This is a genomic window from Streptomyces sp. NPDC048516 (assembly GCF_043199875.1).
Taxonomy (GTDB): domain Bacteria; phylum Actinomycetota; class Actinomycetes; order Streptomycetales; family Streptomycetaceae; genus Streptomyces.
Genome location: NZ_JBICWS010000004.1, coordinates 299,938 through 326,142 on the forward strand (window position 1 = coordinate 299,938; position 26,205 = coordinate 326,142).

Here is a 26,205-nt window from a genome sequence, read left to right on the forward strand (position 1 = left end):
CACCTATTCCTCGAGGTCCGCACGGCGCCGTAGCGCCCAGGACGGTACATAGCGTCCGCCGGCGTTCCGGTGGTGCATCGAGTCCAGCAGATCCCACACCCACTGGGCACCGAGCCTCTCGGCCCACTCCATCGGGCCGCCGGGGTAGTTCACGCCCAGCCGCATGGCCGTGTCGATGTCCTCGGGACTCGCGACCCCGCGGTCCGCGGCATCCACGGCGAAATCGATGATCATCGCGATCGTCCGGGCGACGATCATCCCCGGTACGTCCTCGATCACGCTGACCTGCTTGCCCAGGGCCTGGAACAGCCCGACCGCCTCGGCGAGGTCCGCCTCTGAGACCCCCGCCGAAGCCGCCAGGGCAATACGGGTGGCGGCGCGGTAGTCCAGCGAGAGGTCGAAGCGGATGTCCTTCCCGTGGGCGTTCGACGTGGCCGGACAGCCGTTGGTCAGCGCCAGGCAGGCACCGCCGGGCAGCCGCAGGAAACCCTCCGACTCCCCCGGTGCCCGGTCCCGGGTGACCTTGATGCCCGCCTCCTCGATGAGCTCGCACAGCACCACCGCGGGGCCGGCCAGCGTCCCGTGCAGGCCGACGGACGCCGGCGCCGGACAGGGCTCCGCGGTCCGCGGTCCGGGCCGGCGGGCCCCCTCGGAGTAGTCGAACCATCCCCGGCCCGCCTTGCGGCCGTGCAGCCCGGACTCGACCAGCCGGCGCTGCGCCAGGGAGGGAGTGAACTTCGGGTCCTGGAAGAAGGCCTGCCACACGGAGTGGGTGACCGCCTCGTTGACGTCCTGCCCGATGAGGTCGGTCAGTTCGAAGGGCCCCATCTTGAAGCCGGTGCCGTCGCGCAGCACCGCATCGATGGTGGCCGGGTCGGCGACCCGCTCCTCGTAGGCACGCAGGGCTTCGGCGTAGAAAGGGCGGGCGATGCGGTTGACGACGAACCCGGGGGTGTCCGTACAGCGCACCGGCTTCTTGCCCCAGGCCGCGGCGGTGTCGTACGCGGTGGTGGCGGCGCCCTCGTCGGTGGCGAAGCCGCTGATCACCTCGACCAGCGGGAGCAGCGGCGCGGGGTTGAAGAAGTGCATGCCCACACAGCGGCCGGGATGGCGCAGCCGGCCCGCGACCGCGGTCACCGACAGTGAGGAGGTGTTGGTCGCCAGCAAGCAGTCGGCCGCCACGATGTCCTCCAGGGCGGTGAAAAGCTCCTGCTTGGCGGGCAGTTGCTCCAGGATCGCCTCGATGACCAGTGCGGCGTCGGCCAGCTCCGGGAGGGCGGTGGCGGGGGAGAGCCGCCCGCGGGCGGCATCCCGCTCGTCCGCCGTGATCCGGCCTTTTTCGACCAGCCGGTCCAGCCGTCCCACGATCGCCTCGGCGGCTTGTCCGGCACGCCCGGGGGCGGTGTCATGGAGGCGTACGCGATGGCCGGCGACCAGCGCCACCTGCGCGATGCCCTGCCCCATGGTGCCGGTTCCCACCACTGCCACGGTGCTGCTGGTTGCGAGAGCCGTCATGCCAGCTGATCCTCCCCGACCGACTTTTCCACAGGCTGGCCGGGCCCTCTTGCCCCGACCGATCGTTCGGTTACTCTAACTCCGTTGCCCTGTCCGCTCCCAGCCCCTGTCCGCTCCCAGCCCCTATCCGCTCTCCGCCCAGCTCGACGAGGAGTTGGTCATCGATGGCCGCCGAAATGACCGCAGCGCAGTTGATCGAGAAGCACCGCCCGACCCTCGACCAGGCGCTGGAGGCGATCCGCACCCGCGCGTACTGGTCCCCGCACCCCGAGCACCCGAAGGCGTACGGCGAGAGCGCCGCACCCGACGGGCTGGCCGCCTTCGAAGCCCTGCGCGGCCATCGCTTCGAGCTCGACCAGCCCGGCACGGACGACTGGACCGGCGAGGAAGTCTCGCCGTACGGCCTGAAGTTGGACATCAGCTATCCGCACCCTGATGTGGACGTGCTGCTGCCGGCCATGCGCGCCGCGCTCCCCGTCTGGCGGGACGCCGGCCCCGAGACCCGCGCGACGGTGTGTCTGGAGATCCTGGCCCGGATCAGCGCCCGGACCCACGAGTTCGCGCAGGCCGTGATGCACACCAGCGGCCAGGCGTTCATGATGGCGTTCCAGGCCGGTGGCCCGCATGCCCAGGACCGCGGCCTGGAAGCGGTGGCCTATGCGTACGCCGAGCAGGTCCGCATCCCGGAGCGGGCGCCGTGGTCCAAGCCGCAGGGCAAGCGCGACCCGCTCGAGCTGACCAAGAGCTTCACGGCCGTGCCGCGCGGCGTCGCCCTGATGATCGGCTGTAATACCTTCCCGACGTGGAACGGCTATCCGGGCCTGTTCGCCTCTCTGGCGACCGGCAACCCGGTGCTGGTCAAGCCGCATCCGCGCGCCGTGCTGCCGCTGGCGCTGACCGTCAAGGTGGCCCGCGAGGTGCTCGCCGAGGCCGGCTTCCCCGCCGACCTGGTGTGCCTGGCCGTGGACAGGCCGGACGAGGGCCTGGCCAAGACGCTGGCCGTCCGCCCCGAGGTCCGCATCATCGACTACACCGGCTCGACCGCCTTCGGCGACTGGCTGGAGACCCACGCCCGGCAGGCGCAGGTCTTCACGGAGAAGGCCGGCGTCAACACCGTCGTCATCGAATCCACCGATGACTACAAGGGCATGCTCAGCAACCTCGCCTTCTCGCTGTCGCTCTACAGCGGCCAGATGTGCACCACTCCGCAGAATCTGCTGATCCCGCGCGACGGCATCACCACGGACGCCGGCCCGAAGTCGTACGACGAGGTGGTCAGCGACCTCGCGGGCGCGGTGAGCGGCCTGCTGGGTGACGACGCTCGGGCCAACGCCCTGCTGGGCGCCATCGTCAACCCGCAGGTCAAGGAGCGGATCGACGCGGCGGCCGGGCTCGGCGAGGTGGCCCTGGCCTCCCGTGAGGTGCCCAACCCCGAGTTCCCCGGCGCGACGGTCCGCACCCCGGTGATCGTCAAGCTGGACGGCGCCAAGCCGGACTCCGAGGCGGCCTATCTTTCGGAGTGCTTCGGCCCGGTGTCCTTCGCGGTGGCCGTCGGTTCCGCGGCCGACGCGGTGGATCTGCTGCGGCGCACGGTCCGAGAGAAGGGCGCCATGACGGTCGGCGCGTACACCACCTCCGCCGAGGTCGAGCAGCTGGTGGAGGAGGCCTGCCTGGAGGAGTGCGCCCAGCTGTCGCTGAATCTGACCGGCGGGGTCTATGTGAACCAGACCGCGGCGTTCTCGGACTTCCATGGCTCGGGCGGCAACCCGGCGGCCAATGCGGCGCTGTGCGACGGCGCCTTCGTGGCCAACCGCTTCCGGACGGTGGAGGTGCGACGGCCGGCGTGACGGGTGCGGGTGCCGGGTCCCGGTGCGGGGCCCCGGGACCCGGACGTTTTCCCGGGCCCGCGCCTGACACCCGGCGCTGCCCGGGGCCCGTCAGCCGCCGTCCGGCCCCTCGATGCGCGCATGGCGGCCGATCCAGGCGTGCATCGCGATGGCGGCCGCGGCTCCCGCGTTGATCGAGCGGGTCGAGCCGAACTGCGCGATCGAGCAGACCAGTGAGGCATGCCGGCGCGCCTCCTCGGTCAGCCCCGGCCCCTCCTGGCCGAACAGCAGCACACAGCGCCGTGGCAGCGCGGTCGTCTCCAGCGGCACGGAACCGGGGAGATTGTCGATCCCGATGATCGGCAGCTCCTCGGCCGCCGCCCAGGCGGTGAGGTCCGCGGTGTCCGGGTGGTGGCGGACGTGCTGGTAGCGGTCGGTCACCATCGCGCCGCGGCGGTTCCAACGTCGCTGGCCGACGATATGGATCTCCTTGGCCAGGAACGCATTCGCGGTCCGTACGACCGAGCCGATGTTGAAGTCGTGGCCCCAGTTCTCGACCGCCACATGGAAGTCATGGCGGCGGGTGTCGAGGTCGGCGATGATCGCCTCGCGCCTCCAGTAGCGGTAATGGTCGACGACATTGCGGCGGTCACCGTGCGCGAGCAGCTCGGGGTCCAGGCGGTCGTCCTGGGGCCAGGGCTCCGGATGCGGTCCGACGCCGATCGGGGTCCCGTACCCCTCGTCGTACTGAAGGGGCTCGGCGGGGGCGGTTTTCTCGCTGCTCACCCTACGAGCGTATGGCCCCCGTCGCCGTGCCCCGTACGGGCCTCCGGCTCGCCGCCCCCGGCCCCGTCGGCCGGCCGGGCCGCACCGCCACGCGAAAAGAGCCGTTCGCGCAGGCGGGAGAGGCGTGCGGAGACCCAGTTCAGGAAGTTCGTCGGCAGAAAGACCGCGTCCGCGGTGATCATCGCGAGCGAGAAGAACGGCAGTCCGAGCAGAAACGCGATCGAAAGGTGCTCGCAGATCATCGCGACCAGCAGCACATTCTTCAGCCGGCGGTTGAAGACCGTGAACGGGAAGGCGACCTGCACCATCACCGTCCCGTAGGTGATCAGCATGACCATCACGCCGTTGCTGCCCAGCAGCTCGGACAGGGCCGGCCAGGGGGAGAAGTAGTCCAGGTGCATCGGGTAGTAGACCGCGGTGCCGTCCTGCCAGCGTGAGCCCTGGATCTTGTACCAGCCGGCCGTGGCGTAGATCAGGCAGACCTCGACCATGATCACCAGCAGTGCGCCGTTGTGGGCGAGCTTGGTGAGGGTGTCCAGGACGGTGCGCGGCTCGCCGGGCGCGTAGCGCTGTACCGCCCACCACAGACCATGGGCCAGCCACAGGCCCCACAGCACCGGGCTCCAGCCGATGTGCGGGAACGGGCCGCCCTCGGACCAGCCGAGGCCGTAGCTGCCATGGAGCTGGGCGAAGGCCAGACCGAGGCCGAGCACGGCCCACAGGATGATGCCGGGCAGATCGCGGGAGGCGGCAGGTGCACGCCCGGCTTCCTCCCCACCGGAGGCGTACGCGGCGGCCGCCGCGCGCTTCGCACGGCGTGCGTCCAGCGACCAGACCTGCCCGCACCGGGTCAGCACGAGATACATCGACATCAGGTGGATGACGTTGTCGCCGCCGTCGCCTATGAAGACGCTGCGGTTCTGCAGCGAGATCACGCCCACCATGAACAGCACGGACATGGTGCGGGTGCGCCAGCCGAGCATCAGCAGCGCGCCGGCCACGACGGCGGCGAGGTAGACGCACTCGAACCAGCCGCGGCTGTCGGACCAGGGGAGCACCGAGAAGGCGTGGTTGCTGTCCAGGAGCCGGCGGGCCATGTCCAGGTTCCATGGACTGTCGGGCCCGTAGAGCACCGCGCGGTGCGGCCACTCGCGCAGCAGGAACAGCAGCCACGTCGCCGAGAAGCCGATCCGGATCACGGCGGTCTGGTACGGGGCCAGTGCACGGCTGGTGACCAGTCCGAAGCCGCGTCCGATGGCGCGCTCGATGCGGGTCTCCCGGTAGGGGTCGGGCTCCGGGGGCGTCTGTGGCGCCTGGGCTTGCCGCGGCACGTCGGCCGGCTCCGTGGTGTGCGGAGCCTGCTCTTCGCTCGGCGTCTGCTGAGGCTGGTGGGGCGTCGGTGACGTCACTGGCTGTTCGCCCCCTCGGGCAGGTCGTCTGCGGTGACCTGCCACCAGGGCAGCACGCGGTACACGGGCTTCTCGCTGATCTTCTCGGAGCTCCACGGCGGCGGGCGGACCGCCGTCGTCTGCGAGCGGACCTGGACGTGTTCGACGTGGCCGCCGCCCTTGGTCCACTCGCCGTCCATCCGGAGCAGCACGATCCGCCGGATATAGCGCTCGGACAGCTCACCGCGCAGGCCGACGGGGCGGCTCTGCGCGTTGTGGGTGTTGAGGAAGAGCTCCCAGCCGCGGCGCAGTTGGTTCTGCTGGGTGTGGCTGGGCAGCGGGTTGTGAAGGATTGCCTGGCCGTCGCGGGCGGTCAGGTCGGTCCAGCCGGTGGTCCGCGGGGCGCCGCCCTCGGTGCGCAACTGCGCACGGACCTGTACCGCGATGTTCTGCTGCAGCGGATTGGGGGCGAACAGCTTCCAGTTCTGTTCGTACTCGGGGTAGACGTAGTCGCTGATCAGGGCACCCTGCTGCTTGCTGAGCGTGTTCGACGGCGCTACGTGCAAGAACATCATGGCGAGATGAATCGCGACGATGACCGCGAGGGCGCAGGCCGCCACCCCTATGACGATCCGCGAGGGCAGCGAGAGCGCGGACAATGGCCGCGTTTCGTCCCCGTATGACTGCATTCCCGCCCCGTTCCCAGAATCCATGCGGTCGACTCCGCTTCGGAACCGTACCTACGCGGCCGCACCGGGCACACCCTCCCCTGGGTTATCCACAGGCTTGACACCCGTGGCCCGCCCGCTCACCATTGAACCGAACGATCGGTCGGTCGGGAGCGAGGGGGCACCACATGACGACGATCGCGCCGGAAGAAACGGCACGCGAGGCCGTATTCGACGCCACCGTGGCCGCGGACGAACGCATCGAGCCGCGGGACTGGATGCCGGACGCCTACCGCTCCACTCTCGTGCGCCAGATCGCGCAGCACGCCCATTCCGAGATCATCGGCATGCAGCCGGAGGGCAACTGGATCACCCGCGCGCCGTCCCTGCGCCGCAAGGCGATCCTGATGGCGAAGGTGCAGGACGAAGCCGGCCACGGCCTGTATCTCTACAGCGCCGCCGAGACCCTGGGCACCGGCCGTGACGAACTGCTCGACAAGCTGCACTCCGGCCGCCAGAAGTACTCCTCGATCTTCAACTACCCGACCCTGACCTGGGCCGATGTCGGAGCCGTCGGCTGGCTGGTGGACGGCGCGGCGATCACCAACCAGGTCCCGCTCTGCCGCTGTTCGTACGGCCCCTACGCCCGCGCGATGGTCCGTATCTGCAAGGAGGAGTCCTTCCACCAGCGACAGGGCTACGAACTCCTGCTGACCCTCAGCCGCGGCACCGAGGCACAGCACGCCATGGCGCAGGATGCGGTGAACCGCTGGTGGTGGCCGTCACTGATGATGTTCGGCCCGCCGGACGACGAGTCATCGCACTCCGCGCAGTCCATGGCCTGGAAGATCAAGCGGCACTCCAACGACGAGCTGCGCCAGCGCTTCGTGGACATCTGCGTCCCCCAGGCCGAGGCCCTCGGGCTCACGCTCCCCGACCCGGATCTGACGTGGAACGACGAGCGCGGCCACTGGGACTTCGGCCCGATCGACTGGGCCGAGTTCCGCGAAGTCCTCAAGGGCAACGGCCCCTGCAATGAACAGCGGATAAGCCGACGGCGGCAGGCTCACGAGGACGGCGCCTGGGTGCGTGAGGCAGCCGCCGCACACGCGGCCAAGCACGGGGAGGTCACCCGATGACGACACCACGCCCTGCCGAAGCCACCGCGCCGCCGGCCGCCCGGCCCGCCGACTGGCCCCTGTGGGAGGTCTTCGTCCGCAGCCGCCGCGGCCTCTCCCACACCCACGCCGGCAGCCTGCACGCACCGGATGCCGAGATGGCGCTGCGCAACGCCCGCGACCTCTACACCCGCCGCTCGGAAGGCGTCTCCCTCTGGGTGGTGCCCTCCGCGCAGGTCACCGCCTCCTCGCCGGACGAGAAGGACAGCTTCTTCGAGCCGGCCGGTGACAAGCCCTACCGCCACCCGACCTTCTACGAGATCCCGGACGGGGTGCATCACCTTTGATGAACGTCACCGCCACCCCGGCCCTGCCCCTCGGGGACGACGCCCTGATCCTCTCCCACCGCCTGGGCGAGTGGGCCGGGCACGCCCCGGTCCTGGAGGAGGAGGTCGCACTGGCCAATATCGCGCTGGACCTGCTCGGCCAGGCCCGTGTGCTGCTCTCCCTCGCCGGTGATGAGGACGAACTGGCCTACCTGCGCGAGGAGCGGCAATTCCGCAACCTCCAGCTCGTCGAGCAGCCCAACGGCGACTTCGCCCACACCATCGCCCGCCAGCTCTACTTCTCCACCTACCAGGAGCTGCTGTTCGACCATCTCGCCACCGCAGAGAGCGAATTGGCACCGCTGGCCGCGAAGGCCGTCAAGGAGGTCGCCTACCACCGCGACCACGCCCACCAGTGGACGCTGCGCCTGGGCGACGGCACCGACGAGAGCCACGCCCGGATGCAACGTGCCCTGGACACCCTCTGGCGCTTCACCGGCGAGTTGTTCGAGCCGGTGGAAGGCCTGGGAACGGTGCCCTGGCCGGCCCTGCACGACAGCTGGACCGCACGTATCACCGCCACCCTGGAGCAAGCCACCCTCACCGTCCCTGAAGGCCCCCGGCACGGTGCCTGGAAGGCCGGGGCGGGCCGCCAGGGCCTGCACACCGAATCGTTCGGACGGCTGCTCGCCGAGATGCAGCACCTCCACCGCAGCCACCCGGGGGCGGCATGGTGACCACCACCGCCCTCGAAGAGGAACTGCTTGCCCTGGCCGGCTCCGTTCCCGACCCCGAGCTGCCGGTGCTCACCCTCGCCGAACTGGGCGTGCTGCGCGGGGTGCAGCTGACCGGTCCGGGCAGGGTCGAGGTGCGCCTCACCCCCACCTACACCGGCTGCCCCGCCATCGAGACGATGTCGGCCGACATCGAGCGAGTGCTGCACGACCACGGGATACCCGAGGTCGAGGTCCGCACGGTCCTCAGCCCACCGTGGACCACGGACGCGATCACCGCCGAGGGCCGCCGCAAGCTCGCGGAATTCGGTATCGCACCCCCGCGCCCCACGGGACCGGCCGCCGGCCCGGTCGCCGTCGACCTCACCCTCCGCTGCCCGCACTGCGGATCGACCGACACCACCCTGCTGAGCCGGTTCTCCTCCACGGCGTGCAAGGCACTGCGACGCTGTGAGTCCTGCCGCGAACCCTTCGACCACTTCAAGGAGTTGTGATGTTCCACCCGCTCCAGGTCCGGGAGATCGAGCGGCTCACGGACGACGCGGTGGCCGTCACCTTCGCGGTCCCGCCCGAGCTGCGCACGACCTTCCGGCACACTCCCGGACAGCACATCGCCCTGCGCAGAACGGTCGACGGCCAGGAGATCCGCCGTACGTACTCCATCTGCACGCCGGCCACCGACCAGCCCGTACTGCGAGTAGGCATCCGCCTCGTCGAGGACGGCGTCTTCTCGACCTACGCGCTCAAGGAGCTCACCGTCGGCGACACGGTGGAGGTGATGGCCCCGGCCGGCCGGTTCACCCTCGCACCACGTCCAGGACATTTCGTCGCCATCGTCGGCGGCAGTGGCATCACGCCCGTGCTGTCCATCGCCTCCACGCTGCTCGAACGGCAGCCGGACGCCCACTTCTGCCTCATCCGCAGCGACCGCACGGCGGCATCGACGATGTTCCTGGAGGAGGTGGCCGACCTCAAGGACCGCTATCCCCAGCGCTTCCAGCTCATCCACACCCTCTCGCGCGAGGAGCAACAAGCCGGCCTGCCCTCCGGCCGCCTGGACGAGACCCGGCTCCGCTCCCTCCTGCCCGCGCTCCTGAAGACCGACTCCGTCGACGGCTGGTACCTCTGCGGCCCCTACGGCCTGGTCCAGGGCGCCGAACGCGCCCTTCGCGCCCTCCATGTGCCCCGCACCCGCATCCACGAAGAAATCTTCCACGTCGACAACGGCGCCCCGACCGCCCCCGCCACCGCCATCCCTGCGCACAGCACCGTGACCGCGACCCTCGACGGCCGCTCCGGCACCTGGCCGGTCCATGACAGCGAGTCGCTGCTCGAGGCAGTCCTGCGCAACCGCGCGGACGCCCCGTACGCCTGCAAGGGCGGGGTCTGCGGCACCTGCCGCGCCTTCCTGGTCTCGGGCGAGATCCGCATGGACCGCAACTTCGCCCTGGAATCCGACGAGGTCGACGCGGGGTACGTCCTCGCCTGCCAGTCCCACCCGGTCACGGAGAAGGTCGAGCTGGACTTCGACCGATGAACCCGACGAATCCGGTCCGGGCGGACACCACCGCATAGCGCTCGGCAGAGGCCCGACGACGCCACCTCACCCGTCCACCGCCGCCATCCCTACCGCCGCTCCACGGATCCGCCCTTCCGCCCCTTCCAACGACTCCGCCATTCACAATTCCTGGAACATGTTCTACCTTGACGCATCGTCAGTTCGAGGCGCCGCGTGGGAGGACAGTGCAATGGACTTCACCTTCACCGAGGAGCAGCAGGCCGCCGTCGAAGCGGCCAGGGCCGTCTTCGCGGGGGTGGCTCCGGACGGCGTGCCCAGCCCGGCGCTCACCCCCGGTGCGGTCGCCGACGACTTCGACCGCGCTCTGTGGCGCAAGCTCGCCGACGCCGACCTGCTGAGCCTGCCGATCGCGCCCGAGCACGGCGGCGCGGGCCTCGACCCGATCGCGCTCTGCCTCGTACTGCGCGAGTCGGCCAAGGTGCTGGCGCGGGTGCCGCTGCTGGAGGCCGGCGCCGCCGCGCTCACCCTCCAGCGTTACGCGGCCGACGAGTTGTGTGCGCAAGTGCTGCCCCGGATCGCTGCCGGGGAGCTCGTCGTGACCGTCGCCGGCAGCGGGCGCACCGGGCACGAACCGGCCGAACTCGCCGTCGGCGCCCGCCAGGAGGGTGCCGACTGGGTCTTCGACGGGATCCAGACAGCCGTTCCCTGGGCCCAAACCGCGGACCGGATCCTGCTCCCCGCCCACACATCCGAAGGCCACGCCGTACTCGCCCTCGTCCCCCGCACCCAGCCGGGCGTCACACTCGACGACCAGATATCCACCACCGGAGAGCGTCTTGCCGAGGTCCGGCTGGATTCCGTACGCCTCAGCCACCAGGAAACGATCACTGACCCGAACGCCTGGGAGTTGCTGCGCAACGTTCTGACCACCGGTACCTGTGCACTCTCCCTGGGCCTGGGCGAGTGCGTCCTCGCCATGACCGGCGACTACACGAGCAAGCGCGAGCAGTTCGGATTCCCGGTGGCCACCTTCCAGGCCGTCGCGGTCCAGGCCGCCGACCGTTACATCGACCTGCGCGCCATGGAGGCCACCCTCTGGCAGGCCGCCTGGCGCATCACCACCGATGCGGCCGGCCCGCTCCCGCCCGCCGGGGATGTCGCGGTCGCCAAGATCTGGGCCTCCGAGGGCGTACGCCGCGTCGTCCAGACCGCCCAGCACCTTCATGGCGGCTTCGGCGCCGACACCGACTACTCGCTGCACCGCTACCACGCCTGGGCCAAACAGCTGGAGCTCTCCCTCGGCCCCGCCGCCGCCCACGAGGAGGCGCTCGGCGACCTGCTCGCAGCGCATCCGCTGAGCTGAGGCGGGAGAAGGGCGGAACACACAGCGAGTGTCGGTGGCGCAGCACTGAGTTTCCGGTCCGGCTCGGCGGCCACGTACGCCCGGCCGCGGACGGCCGCCCGTCAGAGCCTCCGACACCGAGCAGCCCAACCCGGCCGCCGGACTGCGGCTCCCGGCTCCCGGCTCCCGGCTCCCGGCTCCCGGCTCCCGGCTCCCGGCTAGATAACCGCCCCGGGCCCGCCCTTGCCATCCGACACGGGGCGGCCGGCGGCCTCCCAGGCCTGCATGCCGCCCGCGACATTCACCGCGTCGACGCCCTGCTGGACCAGATACTGCGTCACCTGCGCCGAACGCCCGCCGACCCGGCACAGCACATACACCTTGCCGTCCGCGGGAGCTGCTTCGGTCAGCTCTCCGTAGCGAGCAACGAATTCGCTCATCGGGATGTGCAGCGCGCCCTCGGCGTGCCCCGCCTGCCACTCGTCGTTCTCCCGCACGTCCAGGAGGAAGTCCTCCGGCGTGAGAGCGTCGACATCGACCGTGGGCACAGAACCAAATTGCATGGTGCCGACGCTACCCGACCAGCTGCGCGAGGTACGTCTCGCGTTCCGCAACATCGGCCAGCAGCTTCTCGGCGATCTCGTCCAGGAGTGCGTCAGGGTCCTCCGGCGCCATCTTGATCATCGCCCCGATCGCGCTCTCCTCCAGCTCGGAGGCCGCGGCAGCCAGCAGCTCCTTGCGCTCGGCCAGCCACTCCAGCCGGGCGTACAGCTCCTCACTCTCGCTGAGCCGTTCCTCGGCCGGCGCGGGACCGGCCTCCCATTCCTGTGCCAGCTCCCGCAGCAGGGCCTCGTTACCCTGCCCGTACGCTGCGTTGACGCGCGCGATGAACTCGTCGCGCCGTGCCCGCTCGGCATCGTCCCGCGCCAGGTCCGGATGGGCCTTGCGCACCAGGTCGCGGTAGACCTTGCGGGCCTCCTCGCTGGGCCGCACCTTCTGCGGCGGCTGCACCGACTGCTCGGTGAGCATCGCCTGCGCCTCGGAGAACAGCCCGTCCGAGCCCATCCAGCCGTGGAACAGCTCCTCGACCTCCGGCATCGGCAGTACCGACGCACGCGCCTCCTGCGCCTTACGGACGTCCTCGGGAGCCCCCGTACGCGCCGCCACAGCCTCGGCGATCTGCGCATCGAGCTCGTCCAGCCGCGCGTACATGGGGCCGAGCCGCTGGTGGTGCAGGCGGGAGAAGTTCTCCACTTCCACCCGGAAGGTCTCCACCGCGATCTCGAACTCGATCAGCGCCTGCTCCGCGGCCAGGACCGCCTTCGCCAACCGCCGGGTTGCCTCGTCCTGGGCCGCCTGCTCATCGGGCGCACCGTCCGGCTCGGCACCCGCCCCGGCCTGAGCGGTAGGCGAATCGTCCTGAGCCCCTTGGCCGGCGTCCACCGCCTCGGGGGCCCCGGTCCGGTCTCCCGAGCCGTCGTCCTGCCCGACCTGGACTCTCTGACCGCCGCCGCGGGCGTCCGGTGCCTGCGGCGCGGCCGTGGCGTCCGGGGTACCCGGTACGTCCGGTCGGTGCTGACCGTCCTGCGTGTTCTCCGCGTGCGAGTTCGTCACCCGGTCAGCGTACGGCCCACGCCGGGCCCGGCCCTCCACGGCCATTCCCTCGCTTCCTACCGGGGGCCCTCCCCCCCATCCCACCCACCCCTCACCCGCCCCCAACCCCTCAAGCCGACCGGCTTCTCAGCAGGCCCCTCCGTCGGCACCCCAGCAGCGCTCGACAGCCCTGGGCAGGCCCCAGCTGCCGCGGCAGCCCCGACAGGCCCCAGCTGTCTCAGCTGCCCTCGCTACTCCAATAGCCCGAGCAGGCCCGAGCCGCCCCCCGCGCGCCCCAGGAGCCCCAGGAGCCCCAGGAGCCCTAGCAAGCCGAGGAGCCCCGACAGGCCCGGGAGCCTTGGCAGGCCTGGAAGCTCCGGCAGCCCCCAGCGAACCCCCTCACCAGCCAACGGATCCCCCGGCGTCCCGCCCCACCGGATCAGCATCAGCTGCCTGCTCATCGCCGACCAGGAGGCGCAGACATCCCCGGGCCGGGCCCGGCAGCCGGGGCCACACCGGCCCTCGTAGCAACGGATCAACGGTCCGCAGGCCCGACCTGGCAACGCCGCGACGGCCGGAACGCAAGCCGACCGGCCCGTTCCACGAGAGCCCACACCCGCACACCTGTCCCGGCTGGTCCGGCGGGCCGCCGCCTCGCAGCCCCTCACAGCCCCTGCCCCGGGCAGAGCTCCTTCCTGCTCCACTGCTCCAGCTCCCGAACCCGGCAGTGCCCAAGCGCCCCCGCGCCGGCCCCTCAACGGCCGGGAGCCCGAGCGCCTCCTCCCTCACACCCCCGTCTCCGCCGCAATCCGACCGTTCTTCACCGCTGTGGCCAGCTCCGCATGGTCTGCTTCCGTGCGGTCCGCGTACATGACCGCGAAGTTCGCGATCGCCTCGTCCAGTTCCTCGTTCTTGCCGCAGTAGCCGGCCAGAAGGCGTGGGTCGGCGCTGTGGGCATGGGCTCGGGCCAAGAGAGCGCCGGTCATACGGGCGTAGTCATCCATCTGATCGCCGGACAGCTGCGCCGGGTCCACGCTGCCCTTGCGGTTTCGGAACTGGCGGACCTGGAAGGCCATTCCTCCCCGCCGGCCGTGCCCCTCGGTCGCGCCACCGCCCTGCGACGCCGCACCCTCCACCGTCGTCCAGCCCAGCAGAATGTCGCTGACCACCTGCATCCTGCGTTGCCCGAGCACCACCCGGCGTCCCTCGTGCACCACTTGCGGTACCGGGAAGCCGACCTTCGCCACGAACGGCACCAGCACCGAGGCGCGGGCCTCCTTCACCTGCAGGACAAGCGGCTCGCCCCGGTGGTCCAACAGCAGCACCACATACGACCGCAGCCCCACGCTGCCCGTGCCGACCACTCGGAAGGCCACGTCGTGTACCGCGTGCCGAGCCATCAGGGGCAGCAGATCCTCAGGAAGCGTCTCCAGATAGCCGGTGAGAGACGCGGCCACGGCGGCCGCTTCCGCATCCGGCACCCGTCGCAACACCGGCTGAGCGTCCACGAACCGGCGGCCACCGTCCGGCGTCTCCTCCGTCGCCTTTGCCGCGAACCGCGCGCTGGTGTTCTTGCGCGCCTTGTCCGCTACCCGCTCCAGCGTCCCCACAAGATCCCTTGCGTCAGCGTGCGAGACCAGCGCCTCGTCGGCGATGGCGTTCCACGCCTCGGTCACCGGCAGCTTCGCCAGCAACCGCATCGTGCGCCGGTACGCGCCCGCCGCGTCCTGCGCCGCCTTGCGGCAGTCGTCCTCGCCGGCGCCCGCCTCCCGGCCGGCCAGCACCATCGACGTCGCAAGCCGCTTCACATCCCACTCCCACGGCCCGTACAAGGTCTCGTCGAAGTCGTTGAGATCGATGACGAGCTGGCCGCGGGCGTCGCCGTAGAGTCCGAAGTTGGCGGCGTGGGCATCACCGCAGATCTGCGCGCCGATGCCCGTCACGGGGCTCCCCGTCAGGTCGTACGCCATCAGGCCCGCAGAGCCGCGGAGGAAGGCGAAGGGGCTCGCGGCCATCCGGCCGACCCGTATCGGTGTCAGTTCAGTGAGTCGGCCGGCGTTGGACTGCTCAACCGCCGCAACCGCATCCGGCCGCCCGGCCGTGAGCGACAGCGCGGCCTGCTCGGCACGCGGAACGCGCTTCCGCAGGGCACGCCCGGCGGCCTTGGGCGACGCCCCCCGCTCGTCCACCTTCGCAAACCCCGGTACATACGGCACACGCGGCATAGCGGGCCACCTCCCCCTTCACGACCTGCGTTCTTGTGTCCTCGTCCACTGCGTCCATCAGCCCGCCGAGCGAACCCGGCCTGCCGACGAGCAACGACGTTACCGAGATCCCGTCACAACCTGCAGAGCCTGTGGATAACTCTCCGGATCCCCGAACCACGGAACCCGACCCTGCGGAATCCGCGGACTCTCCGAACATCGAAGCTGAGGATGTCGAACTCTCGGAACGTCGAACTCTTGGCACGACGGAGCCTCAGAACTCGGGACATCCGGGCGCCAAGCACCCCAAGCGCGCCAAGCACCCCAAGTGCTCCGCGCACTTGGGGTGCTTCGAGCGGTGTCCACCGCCTCGTCCTTCTCCTTCTTCTTCGCCCCCAGCCCCGCACCACACCGCCCCGAATCAACCGCTAAACCCCCACGGCCTCCTCCATCTCCATCTCCATCTCCATCTCCATCTCCACATCCACGTTCGCCTCCGCGGCCGCGGCCACAGCCGCAGCGGCAGTCACATCCGCAGCCCCGGCGCCCACTTCCGACTCTGCGCCCCCTGCCGACCGCGCCGTCCGACTTCCCCGCTTCCGCGACGGCTCCGGCTCCCGCTCCGGCACAGTTGCCGCCACTGCGGCGGCCGCCACCGCCGCGGCATTGGCCGCTGCCTCCGTCTCCGCGGTACGCCGCCGCTTCTCGGCCAGCGCCGCCACCCCGATGATCAGCAGGCCGGCGACCAGCCACCCCACCAGCGTCCAGACGTGTCCCGGCAGGCCGTAATTGTCGAAGTAGACGTGGCTGCGGGTGCCCTCCACGAAGCCCGCGCCGTTCCAGAAGGAGTGCAGAGCCGCGAAGAATCCGTTCTGCATCTCCGGACGGAAGATCCCGCCGGAGGACGTGAAGTTGAGCATGACGAAGAGAGCCATCACGCCGAGCGTGGTCCAGCGCTTGAGGAAGGTGTGCAGGCCGGTGCCGATCAGCAGAATGCCGGCGGAGTAGAGCCAGGCCATGCCCCACAGCCCCCTGAGACCGTGGTCGACGAGATGGAAGACCGGACCGGCGAACGCCGCCCCGATGAGGCTGACGACGAAGGACGTCCCGATCGCCAGCGCCGCCCGCAACCGGAGCGGCAGCACGGCCCCGGCACCACCGATCACCGCGACCGAGGCGTACGAGCCGATGCTGATCGCGACCAGCAGGAAGAAGATGCCCTGTCCGGTCGGGTCGTCCTCGGCCGTCGGCGCCACGTCCGTGACCTTCAACGGAGCGCCTTGCTGCGCCGCGATCGGGGTGAAGATCTTCTGTACGACGGAAGCGCTGGTGTCGGATCCGGCAGTCGCCACCAACAGCTCGGGCGCCGCCTGCGCCGAAGCAGCCGCCGTCCCGCCGGCACCTGCCCCTTCCTTCGTCCCCTTCGCCGAACCCTTCTCCGCGCCCTTGGCCGAAGTCTTCTCCGCGCCCTTGGCCGAAGACGTCGTCGCAGCTTCCGACGAAGACTTCGCCGCACCCTGCGCATGGATCACATACGCACCGAAAATCTCCTGGTGCTTGAGCCGGTCGACCGCCGCAGACCGGTCAGCGACGGTCCGCACCTCCAGGTCACCGTCCGCCTTGTCGTTGATCGACTGGGCGAGCAGCTGTGCGCTCCGGCCCGACCCGACGACCGCGACGGGCAGGTGATGCGGTGCGGGGTTCGCGAAGGCACCCAGGTAGGCCAGCCCCATTCCGATGCACATCAGCAGCGGGGTGATCAGGTGCGTCAGCACATGACGCAGCCCGGCGGAGTGGGAGGAGCGCGCGGAACGGTGGCTGCCGTGCTGCTCGCTTCGATGGTCGGGACGCCGGACCGTACTCATGCGTAGCCCTTCTCAGCTCGTCGGATCAGCTGTCGCCGCTACTGACCGAAGACAGTAGTTGGCAAATACAACTCTCAATATGCGTTGTACTATACAACTACCTCTGCGAAAGGCAACTCGTGACCCACCGCGACGACTCCGTCGAGACCATCCAGCAGGAGATGACCGCGTTCGCCCGCCGGGCCCGCGCGACCGCCGCCCGGATGCATCCCGAGCTCTCGCTGGTCTCCTACACCCTGCTGGCACACCTCGATGACCAGCACGGATGCCGCGCCACGGACCTCGCCGCGCACTACCTCCTGGACAAGTCCACGGTCAGCCGGCAGATCGCCGCACTGGAGAAGCTCGACTTCGTCGAGCGCCGCGTCGACCCGGAGGACCACCGGGTCCAGGTGCTGCATCCCACCGAGAAGGGCGCCCAGGTTCTCGCCAACGTCACCGCCAGCCGCCGCAAGGCGTTCCAGGGGCGGCTGGCCGACTGGGACGAGGACGACCTCGACCGCTTCGCCGCCTACCTGCTGCGCTACAACGCCGCCCAGGAACGACTGGGGTAGAACCGCCCCTGGAACTCGGCCCCTTGAAGCTGCCCGCTCCCGGGGCCGCTCACTTCCGGGGCCGCTCACTTCCGGGGCCGCTCACTTCCGGGGCCGCTCACCCACGGAACCGCGGGCCGCTCACATCCGGCACCGGGGGCTACTCACATCCGGAAACGAGGGCTGCTCACTCCCGCAAGCGCGGGCCGCTCACTTCCGGAACCGCGGGCCGCTCACTTCCGGAACCGCTCCGGACACTGCCCGCCATCCGCGAGATAGGTCTCCGCCCAGCGCCCCAGCTCCTTGAGGGCGGGTTCCATCGCGAGACCGGCCTCCGTCAGCCGGTAGGAGACGCGCAGCGGCGGGCCCGGATCCACCTCGCGCACGAGCAGGCCGGCCGCCGCCAGCTCCACGAGGCGGTCGGAGAGCATGCGCTCACTGATACCGGGGATGGCCCGCCTCAGATCGGCGAAGTGCACCGGCGCCGGCATCAAGGTCGCGACGATCAGCCCCGTCCAGCGCTTCCCCAGCAGCTCGAAGACGCGCGTCACACCGTCGTCGACCTGCCTGCACACCGCCTCGCCATGATCCGCCATACAGCCAGGGTACCGCCTTCCCGTTGGCTGCTGCAGAAAAGTAAGTTCCTGTGTTATTAATAGGGACGTACGGAATTCAACCAGTGGTCGCGCACCGCCCGGCCGCCTACCGAAGGACCGATCCCCATGGCCACGCTTCTGCTCATCGACTCCTCGCTCTTCCCCGAGGGCGGCTCCGCCTCCCGCTCGGTCACCGCGGCCTTCCGCAAGGCCTGGGAGGAGCAGCACCCCGACGGCACCGTGATTCACCGCGACCTGGCCGCCGACCCGTTGCCGCACCTCGACGGCATCGGCGCCTCCGCCGGCTTCTCCGATCCGGCCGGCCACACCCCCGAGCAGCAGGCCGCCTTCGCGCTGCGCGTGAAGCTGGCCGAGGAGCTGGAGCAGGCCGACGCGATCGTCATCGGCGCTCCGATGTACAACTTCACGATTCCTTCCACTCTCAAGGCGTGGCTGGACCAGGTGATCCTCATGGGCCGCACCTCGGGCGAGCAGCCGTCCGCCAAGGGCACCCCGGTCACCGTCGTCGCCAGCCGCGGCGGCTCGTACGCGCCGGGCACGCCCCGCGAGCCCTTCGAGTACGTCCAGAACTACCTGGAGGCCGTGCTCGGCGGCGGGCTGGGGCTCGAAGTCGACTTCATCGTCCCCGAGCTGACCATGGCCCCCAACAACCCGGCGATGGCCGAGCTCATCCCGCTGTACGAGACCTCCCGCGACAAGGCCCACGAGGACGCGGCGGCCAAGGCCAAGGCCCTCGTCGCCCGCTTCGCCGCTTGAGACCGCCCGAGAGCCCCCCTTCCGAGGAGAGCCGCTGACGCTGTCTCATCCGGCCTTGGCTGCCTCACACGGCCGATACGACCTCACGGCAGCCCACGGCCTCCCGGCAACCTCACGCGGCCCCGCACGGCCCCACCGGTCCCCCCACCGCCCCACGCGAGGCGGGCGCCCCCACCACGGCGCCCGCCTCGCGGCGTACGCCCCGCCCCTGGCCCCGCCCCCGACTCCCCGGCCTGCGCGGCTCGTTGGCCTGCGCGGCTCGTTGGCCCGTACTTCCCGTACGACCGCGCCGGAAGCCCAGGGGGGACGCCGAGGGACCGGACACCCCAGGGACCGGAAATCACGAACCGGAAATCACGAACCGGAAATCACGAACCGGAAGTCACGAACCGGAGGCCGAGAAAAGGAGGACGAGGAAAAGAGAGGCCGAGGACCGGACGCCGACGAAAGGAAGAGGGCCGGCGCCGACGACGCCCCGAAGGCACAGCCCGGGGCAACTCACCACGAAAGGTGACACCCGCGCCACGAAGTGCCACGGAAGTCACCCCCAACAGACCCACCAGCCACACATGTGACGCACTCCTCAAGCCGGCCCAAGCCCGCCCAAGCCGCCCCGACAAGCGCCCCAACAGGCCGCCTCGAAGCCACCCCAACCCGCCAGGCCCCAACCCGCCAGGCCCCAGCCCGCCCCGCGAACCCACCCCACGGCCCCACCCGCCCCCGTGACATACACGACAACGTGACGAACACAACGAAAGACCCCCGGGTCTCCGGATTTCTCCGGAGACCCGGGGGTCTCATCTGTGCGCGAGGGGGGAGTTGAACCCCCACGCCCTTTCGGGCACTGGAACCTGAATCCAGCGCGTCTGCCTATTCCGCCACCCGCGCATGGGTGCTGCCGTTTGATGCTCTCACATGATCCGGGCTGTTCCGTCCGGGTCTTGTGCGAGCGCCTTCCGACATCCAGAACACTAGCACGCTGTCGGGGGTGCCTTCACGCGCCTTTTCGCCGGTCCCCGCCCTGCGGCAACCCGGAGGCGCACCCCGCCGTGCCTCGGACATTCGCCGACCACCGCCCCGAGGGTTCACACTCGCGGTAGCCGCAACAGAGCGGGGCCGCCCGGCCCGCCTCCGGGCCTGCCGGACAAGGCCGGCGCCTGCGTCACGTCCGACTCCGGCACCCGCCCGGCGAGAGTGCCCGGCGGTTGCGGGACACTGTCCACGGGGCACATCTACGATCGCAGTGCACGAGCAGTGGGCAAGGAGCAAGCAAGCACCGGGCAACCCTGTGAGGGGCGACACTCGTCCTCAAGGCGGGAAAGGGGAACCAGCCGATTTCCCTACGCGTGGATACGATCAGTAAGCAGTATCAGGACGACTCGATCAGGACGACCCCGACGAAGACTGAGGAAGGAGGTGCCCCGTGGGAGTACTGAAGCGTTTCGAGCAGCGTCTCGAAGGTCTCGTCAACGGCACCTTCGCCAAGGTGTTCAAGTCCGAGGTGCAGCCCGTTGAGATCGCCGGCGCGCTGCAGCGCGAGTGCGACAACAACGCCACCATCTGGAACCGCGACCGCACGGTCGTCCCCAACGACTTCATCGTCGAGCTGAGCACCCCGGACTACGAGCGGCTGAGCCCCTACAGCGGGCAGCTCGGCGACGAGCTCTCCAGCATGGTCCGCGACTACGCCAAGCAGCAGCGCTACACCTTCATGGGCTCGATCAAGGTCCATCTGGAGAAGGCCGACGATCTCGACACCGGCCTGTACCGCGTCCGCAGCCGTACGCTCGCCTCCAGCTCGTCCCAGGACCAGCCGGGCCCGGCGGCCGCACAGCGCCCCGCGGCGCCCCGCGGCGGCGGCCACGTGAGCCCGCCCCCCATGCCTTCGTCCCCGCCTCCCGGCGGCGCACAGCCCGTACCTCGTACGGCACCGCCCGGTGCAGGACCGCAGCCCCACGCGCAGACCAGGCGCTGGATCGAGATCAACGGCACCCGCCACCAGATCTCGCGCCCGACGCTCGTGCTGGGCCGCAGCACCGACGCTGACGTACGGATCGACGACCCGGGTGTCTCCCGGCGTCATTGTGAGATCCGGGTCGGAACGCCCCCCACGATCCAGGATCTGGGCTCCACGAACGGCATCGTGGTAGACGGGCAGCACACCACTCACGCTAATCTCCGCGACGGCTCGCGGATTGTCGTGGGCAGTACCACCATCGTTTACCGGCAAGCCGAAGGGTGAAGCGGGGGCAATGTCAGAGCTGACCCTCACGGTCATGCGGTTGGGTTTCCTCGCCGTACTGTGGCTGTTCGTCATCGTGGCCGTTCAGGTCATCCGCAGCGATCTGTTCGGCACGCGCGTCACACAGCGCGGTGCCGCCCGGCGCGGCGGGCAGGAAGCGCGTGCGCAGCGGCAGGCTGCGCCACCGCAGCAGCAGCAGCGCCGCCAGGAAGGCGGCCGCGGCAACAACCGTCAGCGCCGCGGAGCGCCCACCAAGCTGGTGGTCTCCGAGGGCTCGCTGACCGGCACCACCGTCGCCCTCCAGGGCCAGACCATCTCTCTGGGCCGTGCGCACGACTCCACCATCGTGCTGGACGACGACTACGCGTCCAGCAGGCATGCCAGGATCTACCCGGACCGTGACGGCCAGTGGATCGTCGAGGATCTCGGTTCCACCAACGGCACGTACCTGGACCGGACCCGACTGACGACCCCGACACCGATTCCGCTGGGAGCCCCGATCCGCATCGGCAAGACCGTCATCGAGCTGCGGAAGTAGTACGACAATGAGCGAGCGGAGCGAGCGAGCCGCGACGGTCCACTCGGCGGACCCGGGCGTGCTCCCGACCGGAGGGTGGGCAGTGTGGCTCGACGAGACCGGCTGTACCCCGAGCCGACGGGTGAGGTGCACATGAGCTTGTCACTGCGCTTCGCCGCCGGATCGCACAAGGGCATGATCCGCGAGGGCAACGAGGACTCCGGCTATGCCGGGCCACGGCTGCTCGCCATCGCCGACGGCATGGGCGGCCAGGCCGCCGGTGAGGTCGCCTCCTCCGAGGTGATCTCCACGCTCGTCCAGCTCGACGACGACGTCCCCGGCTCCGACCTCCTCACCTCGCTGGGCACGGCCGTCACGCGCGCCAATGACCAGCTGCGGGTGATGGTCGAGGAGGACCCCCAGCTGGAGGGCATGGGCACGACCCTGACCGCCCTGCTGTGGACCGGACAGCGGCTCGGCCTCGTCCACGTCGGTGACTCGCGGGCGTATCTGCTGCGCGACGGCGTGCTGACCCAGATCACCCAGGACCACACCTGGGTGCAGCGGCTGGTCGACGAGGGCCGGATCACCGAAGAGGAAGCCACCACCCATCCGCAGCGGTCGCTGCTGATGCGGGCGCTGGGCAGCGGCGATCATGTCGAGCCCGATCTGTCGATCCGCGAGGTGCGGGCCGGCGACCGGTATCTGATCTGCTCGGACGGACTGTCCGGGGTCGTCAGCCACCAGACGCTGGAGGAGACCCTCGCCAGCTACCACGGGCCGCACGAAACCGTGCAGGAGCTGATTCAGCTCGCCCTGCGCGGTGGCGGACCCGACAACATCACCTGCATCGTCGCCGACGTCCTGGACGTGGACGGCAACGAGGCGATGGCCGGCCGGCTCAACGACACCCCGGTCATCGTCGGCGCCGTCGCGGAGAACCAGCACCAGCTCAGCGACCCGAGCACGCTGCAGACCCCCGCGGCGCGGGCCGCCGAGCTCGGCCGGCCGGGCGGACAGCCGGCCGCGCCCGGTGCCTTCGGGCCGCCCGGCAGCGGTGAGCACGAGGTCGGCGGACCGCCGCAGGGCTCGTTCGGCGCGTTCATCGACGAGGACTTCGTCAAGCCGCGCCGGCGCGGACGGTGGCTGAAGCGGTCGCTGTTCATCGCGCTGGCGCTGGCCATCGTGGGCGGCGGGTGCTACGCGGGCTACAACTGGACGCAGACCCAGTACTTCGTCGGTGCCAAGGACGACCACGTCGCGCTCTACCGGGGCATCAGCCAGGACCTCGCGTGGATAAAGCTCAACGACGTGGACGAGGACCATCCCGAGATCGAACTCAAGTACCTGCCGCTGTACCAGCGCAACCAGGTCAAGGAGACGATCGCGGTCGACAGCCGCACCCAGGCCGGCGAAAAAGTCACCGAACTGAACAACCAGGCCAATGCCTGCCGTAATAAGGAGCAGCGGGAGGCGGCCGAACGCGAGGCGGCGCGGCACCCGGCCAAGAAGGGCCAGGCCGGCACGCCGCCGAAGTCCGGTAGCCCGTCCCAGTCCGGTTCGCCGAGCGCCAAGCCCGGTTCCACCGGCAAGGCGGGCAACGACAGCGGCACCGGCACGGTCGGCACGCTGGCGGCGACCGTGACTCCGAAACCCGGACCCAGCACCAGCCAGGCCGCCCCCTCCGAGGAGCAGAAGCAGCTGGAAAAAAATTGCAGCACCCAGCAGTGAGGGCCTAGGGGGCCGTAGATCTCATGAGCAGCAGCACCACCAACACCACCACCATCGGCACCATCGGAGCCCCGAGCCGCCGCAACACCGAGCTGGCGATGCTCATCTTCGCGGTGCTGATTCCGGTGTTCGCGTACATCAACGTCGGTCTGGCGAAGGACGGTTCGGTCCCCGCCGGCGTGCTGGGCTACAGCCTCGGCCTGGGCCTGCTGGCGGGCGTCGCGCATCTCGTCGTCCGCAAGTGGGCGCCGTACGCGGACCCGCTGATGCTGCCCATCGGCACCCTGCTCAACGGGCTGGGACTGATCTTCATCTGGCGGCTGGACCAGGAGCCCTCCCTGGGCAAGGCGATGGCGCCCAACCAGCTGATGTGGTCGACCCTCGGTGTCGCCTTCTTCCTCGCCATCCTGATCTTCCTCAAGGACCACCGGGTCCTGCAGCGCTACACCTATATCTCGATGGTGGTGGCACTGGTCCTGCTCGTCGCGCCGGTGTTCTTCCCGGGCGTGAACGGCGCGAAGATCTGGATCACGATTCCGGGTCTCGGCTCGCTGCAGCCCGGCGAGTTCGCGAAGATCATCATCGCGATCTTCTTCGCCGGCTACCTGATGGTGAAGCGGGATGCGCTGGCGCTGGCCAGCCGCCGCTTCATGGGGCTCTACCTCCCCCGCGGCCGTGACCTCGGCCCCATCCTCGTCATCTGGGCGCTCAGCCTGATGATCCTGGTCTTCGAGACCGACCTGGGTACCTCGCTGCTGTTCTTCGGCCTGTTCGTCGTGATGCTGTACGTGGCCACCGAGCGCACCAGCTGGATCGTGTTCGGTCTGCTGCTCAGCGCCGGCGGCGCGGTCGCGGTGGCGACGTTCGAGTCGCACGTCCAGACGCGTGTCCACAACTGGCTCAACCCGCTGGAGCTGGCCAACGGCGGTGTCACCGAAACCGCCCAGGCGATGTATTCCTTCGGCTCCGGCGGCATCCTCGGCTCCGGTCTGGGACAGGGCTACTCCCGCCTCATCCTGGGTATCGCGCCGAAGAGTGACTACATTCTCGCCACGGTCGGCGAGGAGGTCGGGCTCGCCGGGCTGATGGCCATCCTGCTGCTGTACGGCCTGCTGATCGAGCGCGGTATCCGCACGGCGCTGGCCGCCCGCGACCCGTTCGGCAAGCTGCTGTCGATCGGCCTGTCCGGCGCCTTCGCGCTGCAGGTCTTCGTCGTCGCCGGTGGTGTGACGGGCCTCATCCCCCTGACGGGTATGACGATGCCGTTCCTCGCCCAGGGTGGCTCGTCCGTGATCGCCAACTGGGCACTGGTCGCGATCCTGCTCCGGATCAGCGACACCGCGCGCCGTCCGGCGCCGGCTCCCGCCCCGTCCACCGACGCCGAGATGACCCAGGTGGTCCGCCCGTGAACAAGCCCCTGCGCCGGGTCGCGATCTTCTGCGGCCTGCTCGTCCTCGCTCTGCTCGTCCGCGTCAACTGGGTGCAGTTCGTCCAGGGTGACGCGCTCAAGAACGACCCGCACAACCGCCGGGTCGCCATCGAGCGCTACAGCACACCGCGCGGCAACATCATCGTCGACGGCAAGGCCATCACCGGCTCCACGACCACCGACAGCGGCGACTTCAAGTACAAGCGCACGTACAAGAACGGCAAGATGTGGGCGCCGGTCACCGGCTACGCCTCACAGGCCTTCGACGCCAACCAGCTCGAGAAGCTGAACGACGGCATCCTCAGCGGCACCGACGACAGGCTCTTCTTCAGCCGCACGGTCGACATGTTCACCGGCGGCAAGCAGAAGGGCGGCAACGTGGTGACCACCCTCGACGCCAAGGCCCAGAAGGCCGCCTACGACGGCCTCGGCAAGCAGAAGGGCGCGGTCGCCGCGATCAACCCGGAGACCGGCGCGATCCTGGCCCTGGCCAGCACCCCGTCGTACGACCCCTCGACCTTCGCGGGGATGAGCAACAAGGACGCCGAGGCGTACAACGCGCTGCAGAAGAAGAACGACGCCGACGAGCCGATGCTCAACCGGGCGCTGCGCCAGACCTACCCGCCCGGCTCCACCTTCAAGGTCGTCACGGCCTCGGCGGCACTGCAGAACGGGCTCTACCACGACGTCGACGCCCACACCGACTCGCCGCTGCCCTACACGCTTCCCGACACCTCGGGCCTCCCGCTGAACAACGAGGGCAACATCCCGTGCAAGGACGCTTCCCTGCGTGAGGCGCTGCGCTGGTCCTGCAACACGGTCTTCGGCAAGATCAGCGCGGACCTCGGCAACAAGAAGATGAAGGCCGAGGCGGAGAAGTTCGGCTTCAACGACCCGGGGATCAACACTCCGGTCCGCGCCTCGGAGAGCATCTACCCCACGGACAACCGGCCGCAGAACGCCATGGCGGGCATCGGCCAGGCCTCCAACCGTGCCACGCCGCTGCAGATGGCCATGGTCGCCTCGGCGGTCGCCAACGGCGGCAAGCTGATGAAGCCGTACATGGTCGACCAGCTGGTCGCGCCGAACCTCAATGTGGTCCAGAAGCACACGCCGCAGGAGATGAACCAGCCGCTCAGCGCGGAGAACGCCCAGAAGGTGCAGAGCATCATGGAGACCGTGGTCCAGAAGGGCACGGGAACCAGCGCCCAGATCCCCGGCGTCACAGTCGGCGGAAAGACCGGTACCGCCCAGCACGGCGAGAACAACAAGGACAACCCGTACGCCTGGTTCATCTCCTACGCGAAAACCGACAAGGGCACCCCCGTCGCGGTCGCGGTCGTCATTGAGGGATCCGACACTCTTCGCGACGACATCGCCGGCGGAAAGCTTGCAGCCCCTGTCGCGAAGCGCGTCATGCAGGCGGTACTCGAAGGCGAGAAGTGACCCGGGTCATGCCCGTACCGGTCACGTATCAGGTTGCGGCTCCGGCCCGG

Annotated in this window: 23 protein-coding genes and 1 tRNA gene; 14 read left to right on the forward strand and 10 right to left on the reverse strand. The window is 69.9% G+C overall.

Annotation, left to right across the window (positions count from 1 at the left end; translation table 11 throughout):
• Positions 1 to 3: 3 nt before the first annotated feature.
• Positions 4 to 1,515: a 3-hydroxyacyl-CoA dehydrogenase gene (locus ACGFR7_RS10915; RefSeq protein ID WP_393316103.1), complete on the reverse strand. Its 1,512-nt coding sequence runs from the start codon at positions 1,513 to 1,515 to the stop codon at positions 4 to 6.
• Positions 1,516 to 1,679: 164 nt separating this feature from the next.
• On the opposite strand from ACGFR7_RS10915, the gene paaN reads away from it, so the two are divergent.
• Positions 1,680 to 3,362 carry a phenylacetic acid degradation protein PaaN gene (paaN, locus tag ACGFR7_RS10920; RefSeq protein ID WP_393316106.1) on the forward strand — a complete coding sequence of 561 codons (1,683 nt, stop codon included), beginning with the start codon at positions 1,680 to 1,682 and terminating at the stop codon, positions 3,360 to 3,362.
• 90 nt (positions 3,363 to 3,452) lie between these two features.
• On the opposite strand, the gene ACGFR7_RS10925 is transcribed toward paaN, so the two are convergent.
• Genes ACGFR7_RS10925 through ACGFR7_RS10935 form a run of 3 tightly spaced genes read right to left on the reverse strand, consistent with a single transcriptional unit; the run spans position 3,453 to position 6,204 of the window.
• Positions 3,453 to 4,127, reverse strand: coding sequence for a TrmH family RNA methyltransferase (locus tag ACGFR7_RS10925; protein WP_393316109.1), 675 nt, complete (start codon positions 4,125 to 4,127; stop codon positions 3,453 to 3,455).
• On the reverse strand, positions 4,124 to 5,536 hold the full coding sequence (locus ACGFR7_RS10930; protein WP_393316112.1) for an HTTM domain-containing protein: 1,413 nt from the start codon (positions 5,534 to 5,536) through the stop codon (positions 4,124 to 4,126). Before ACGFR7_RS10930 ends, ACGFR7_RS10925 begins: the two co-directional genes overlap by 4 nt.
• Positions 5,533 to 6,204, reverse strand: coding sequence for a DUF5819 family protein (locus ACGFR7_RS10935; protein ID WP_393316115.1), 672 nt, complete (start codon positions 6,202 to 6,204; stop codon positions 5,533 to 5,535). The genes ACGFR7_RS10930 and ACGFR7_RS10935 overlap by 4 nt, the downstream gene beginning before the upstream one ends.
• Before the next feature lie 167 nt (positions 6,205 to 6,371).
• Between ACGFR7_RS10935 and paaA the strand changes: the two genes are divergently transcribed.
• From paaA to ACGFR7_RS10965, 6 genes are all read left to right on the forward strand, one after another.
• A complete protein-coding gene (gene paaA, locus ACGFR7_RS10940; RefSeq protein ID WP_311623115.1) occupies positions 6,372 to 7,322 on the forward strand; it encodes a 1,2-phenylacetyl-CoA epoxidase subunit PaaA in 951 nt (316 codons plus the stop codon).
• The gene (gene paaB / locus ACGFR7_RS10945) at positions 7,319 to 7,648 is read left to right on the forward strand and encodes a 1,2-phenylacetyl-CoA epoxidase subunit PaaB (RefSeq protein WP_393316117.1); all 330 of its coding nucleotides are present in this window, start codon (positions 7,319 to 7,321) and stop codon (positions 7,646 to 7,648) included. Before paaA ends, paaB begins: the two co-directional genes overlap by 4 nt.
• A complete protein-coding gene (gene paaC, locus ACGFR7_RS10950; RefSeq protein WP_393316120.1) occupies positions 7,648 to 8,364 on the forward strand; it encodes a 1,2-phenylacetyl-CoA epoxidase subunit PaaC in 717 nt (238 codons plus the stop codon). The genes paaB and paaC overlap by 1 nt, the downstream gene beginning before the upstream one ends.
• Entirely contained in the window at positions 8,358 to 8,855 is a 498-nt protein-coding gene (gene paaD / locus ACGFR7_RS10955; protein WP_393316122.1) for a 1,2-phenylacetyl-CoA epoxidase subunit PaaD, read from the forward strand. The genes paaC and paaD overlap by 7 nt, the downstream gene beginning before the upstream one ends.
• On the forward strand, positions 8,855 to 9,898 hold the full coding sequence (gene paaE, locus ACGFR7_RS10960) for a 1,2-phenylacetyl-CoA epoxidase subunit PaaE (protein ID WP_393316125.1): 1,044 nt from the start codon (positions 8,855 to 8,857) through the stop codon (positions 9,896 to 9,898). The genes paaD and paaE overlap by 1 nt, the downstream gene beginning before the upstream one ends.
• A 211-nt stretch (positions 9,899 to 10,109) precedes the next feature.
• Positions 10,110 to 11,243, forward strand: coding sequence for an acyl-CoA dehydrogenase family protein (locus ACGFR7_RS10965; protein WP_393316128.1), 1,134 nt, complete (start codon positions 10,110 to 10,112; stop codon positions 11,241 to 11,243).
• 197 nt (positions 11,244 to 11,440) lie between these two features.
• Here ACGFR7_RS10965 and ACGFR7_RS10970 read toward each other — a convergent pair whose 3' ends face one another.
• From ACGFR7_RS10970 to ACGFR7_RS10985, 4 genes are all read right to left on the reverse strand, one after another.
• Entirely contained in the window at positions 11,441 to 11,785 is a 345-nt protein-coding gene (locus tag ACGFR7_RS10970) for a rhodanese-like domain-containing protein (RefSeq protein WP_393316131.1), read from the reverse strand.
• 10 nt (positions 11,786 to 11,795) lie between these two features.
• The gene (locus ACGFR7_RS10975; RefSeq protein ID WP_393316133.1) at positions 11,796 to 12,836 is read right to left on the reverse strand and encodes a J domain-containing protein; all 1,041 of its coding nucleotides are present in this window, start codon (positions 12,834 to 12,836) and stop codon (positions 11,796 to 11,798) included.
• A gap of 764 nt (positions 12,837 to 13,600) precedes the next feature.
• Positions 13,601 to 15,040: a DUF2252 domain-containing protein gene (locus ACGFR7_RS10980; protein ID WP_393316136.1), complete on the reverse strand. Its 1,440-nt coding sequence runs from the start codon at positions 15,038 to 15,040 to the stop codon at positions 13,601 to 13,603.
• 407 nt (positions 15,041 to 15,447) lie between these two features.
• Positions 15,448 to 16,884, reverse strand: coding sequence for an ABC transporter permease (locus ACGFR7_RS10985; protein ID WP_393316139.1), 1,437 nt, complete (start codon positions 16,882 to 16,884; stop codon positions 15,448 to 15,450).
• Between the two features lie 119 nt (positions 16,885 to 17,003).
• Here ACGFR7_RS10985 and ACGFR7_RS10990 point away from each other — a divergent pair, with 119 nt between their 5' ends.
• The gene (locus ACGFR7_RS10990) at positions 17,004 to 17,438 is read left to right on the forward strand and encodes a MarR family winged helix-turn-helix transcriptional regulator (protein WP_393316142.1); all 435 of its coding nucleotides are present in this window, start codon (positions 17,004 to 17,006) and stop codon (positions 17,436 to 17,438) included.
• A gap of 212 nt (positions 17,439 to 17,650) precedes the next feature.
• On the opposite strand, the gene ACGFR7_RS10995 is transcribed toward ACGFR7_RS10990, so the two are convergent.
• Positions 17,651 to 18,013, reverse strand: coding sequence for a winged helix-turn-helix transcriptional regulator (locus ACGFR7_RS10995; protein WP_393316144.1), 363 nt, complete (start codon positions 18,011 to 18,013; stop codon positions 17,651 to 17,653).
• A gap of 126 nt (positions 18,014 to 18,139) precedes the next feature.
• On the opposite strand from ACGFR7_RS10995, the gene ACGFR7_RS11000 reads away from it, so the two are divergent.
• Positions 18,140 to 18,790, forward strand: a complete 651-nt coding sequence (locus ACGFR7_RS11000) for an FMN-dependent NADH-azoreductase (protein ID WP_393316147.1) — start codon at positions 18,140 to 18,142, stop codon at positions 18,788 to 18,790.
• 804 nt (positions 18,791 to 19,594) lie between these two features.
• On the opposite strand, the gene ACGFR7_RS11005 is transcribed toward ACGFR7_RS11000, so the two are convergent.
• A tRNA-Leu gene (locus ACGFR7_RS11005) sits at positions 19,595 to 19,678 on the reverse strand.
• A 535-nt stretch (positions 19,679 to 20,213) separates the two neighbouring features.
• Here ACGFR7_RS11005 and ACGFR7_RS11010 point away from each other — a divergent pair.
• The 5 genes from ACGFR7_RS11010 to ACGFR7_RS11030 all read left to right on the forward strand — a co-directional run bounded on the left by ACGFR7_RS11010 (position 20,214) and on the right by ACGFR7_RS11030 (position 26,155).
• Complete coding sequence (locus ACGFR7_RS11010; RefSeq protein WP_393316150.1) at positions 20,214 to 21,032, forward strand: FhaA domain-containing protein; 819 nt, start codon at positions 20,214 to 20,216, stop codon at positions 21,030 to 21,032.
• A 10-nt stretch (positions 21,033 to 21,042) separates the two neighbouring features.
• Complete coding sequence (locus ACGFR7_RS11015; RefSeq protein WP_393316153.1) at positions 21,043 to 21,570, forward strand: FHA domain-containing protein; 528 nt, start codon at positions 21,043 to 21,045, stop codon at positions 21,568 to 21,570.
• A 132-nt stretch (positions 21,571 to 21,702) separates the two neighbouring features.
• Positions 21,703 to 23,280, forward strand: a complete 1,578-nt coding sequence (locus ACGFR7_RS11020; RefSeq protein WP_393316536.1) for a PP2C family protein-serine/threonine phosphatase — start codon at positions 21,703 to 21,705, stop codon at positions 23,278 to 23,280.
• A 23-nt stretch (positions 23,281 to 23,303) separates the two neighbouring features.
• Positions 23,304 to 24,689 carry an FtsW/RodA/SpoVE family cell cycle protein gene (locus tag ACGFR7_RS11025; RefSeq protein WP_393316156.1) on the forward strand — a complete coding sequence of 462 codons (1,386 nt, stop codon included), beginning with the start codon at positions 23,304 to 23,306 and terminating at the stop codon, positions 24,687 to 24,689.
• Positions 24,686 to 26,155, forward strand: a complete 1,470-nt coding sequence (locus tag ACGFR7_RS11030) for a peptidoglycan D,D-transpeptidase FtsI family protein (RefSeq protein ID WP_393316159.1) — start codon at positions 24,686 to 24,688, stop codon at positions 26,153 to 26,155. Before ACGFR7_RS11025 ends, ACGFR7_RS11030 begins: the two co-directional genes overlap by 4 nt.
• Positions 26,156 to 26,205 lie beyond the last annotated feature (50 nt).

Bases quoted from the DNA above. Each gene is read 5' to 3' on its own strand.
- ACGFR7_RS10915 (WP_393316103.1), bottom strand. From the start codon at position 1,515: ATGACGGCTCTCGCAACCAGCAGCACCGTGGCAGTGGTGGGAACCGGC.
- paaN (WP_393316106.1), top strand. From the start codon at position 1,680: ATGGCCGCCGAAATGACCGCAGCGCAGTTGATCGAGAAGCACCGCCCG.
- ACGFR7_RS10935 (WP_393316115.1), bottom strand. From the start codon at position 6,204: ATGCAGTCATACGGGGACGAAACGCGGCCATTGTCCGCGCTCTCGCTG.
- paaA (WP_311623115.1), top strand. From the start codon at position 6,372: ATGACGACGATCGCGCCGGAAGAAACGGCACGCGAGGCCGTATTCGAC.
- paaB (WP_393316117.1), top strand. From the start codon at position 7,319: ATGACGACACCACGCCCTGCCGAAGCCACCGCGCCGCCGGCCGCCCGG.
- paaC (WP_393316120.1), top strand. From the start codon at position 7,648: ATGAACGTCACCGCCACCCCGGCCCTGCCCCTCGGGGACGACGCCCTG.
- paaD (WP_393316122.1), top strand. From the start codon at position 8,358: ATGGTGACCACCACCGCCCTCGAAGAGGAACTGCTTGCCCTGGCCGGC.
- paaE (WP_393316125.1), top strand. From the start codon at position 8,855: ATGTTCCACCCGCTCCAGGTCCGGGAGATCGAGCGGCTCACGGACGAC.
- ACGFR7_RS10965 (WP_393316128.1), top strand. From the start codon at position 10,110: ATGGACTTCACCTTCACCGAGGAGCAGCAGGCCGCCGTCGAAGCGGCC.
- ACGFR7_RS10970 (WP_393316131.1), bottom strand. From the start codon at position 11,785: ATGCAATTTGGTTCTGTGCCCACGGTCGATGTCGACGCTCTCACGCCG.
- ACGFR7_RS10980 (WP_393316136.1), bottom strand. From the start codon at position 15,040: ATGCCGCGTGTGCCGTATGTACCGGGGTTTGCGAAGGTGGACGAGCGG.
- ACGFR7_RS10985 (WP_393316139.1), bottom strand. From the start codon at position 16,884: ATGAGTACGGTCCGGCGTCCCGACCATCGAAGCGAGCAGCACGGCAGC.
- ACGFR7_RS10995 (WP_393316144.1), bottom strand. From the start codon at position 18,013: ATGGCGGATCATGGCGAGGCGGTGTGCAGGCAGGTCGACGACGGTGTG.
- ACGFR7_RS11000 (WP_393316147.1), top strand. From the start codon at position 18,140: ATGGCCACGCTTCTGCTCATCGACTCCTCGCTCTTCCCCGAGGGCGGC.
- ACGFR7_RS11015 (WP_393316153.1), top strand. From the start codon at position 21,043: ATGTCAGAGCTGACCCTCACGGTCATGCGGTTGGGTTTCCTCGCCGTA.
- ACGFR7_RS11020 (WP_393316536.1), top strand. From the start codon at position 21,703: ATGAGCTTGTCACTGCGCTTCGCCGCCGGATCGCACAAGGGCATGATC.
- ACGFR7_RS11025 (WP_393316156.1), top strand. From the start codon at position 23,304: ATGAGCAGCAGCACCACCAACACCACCACCATCGGCACCATCGGAGCC.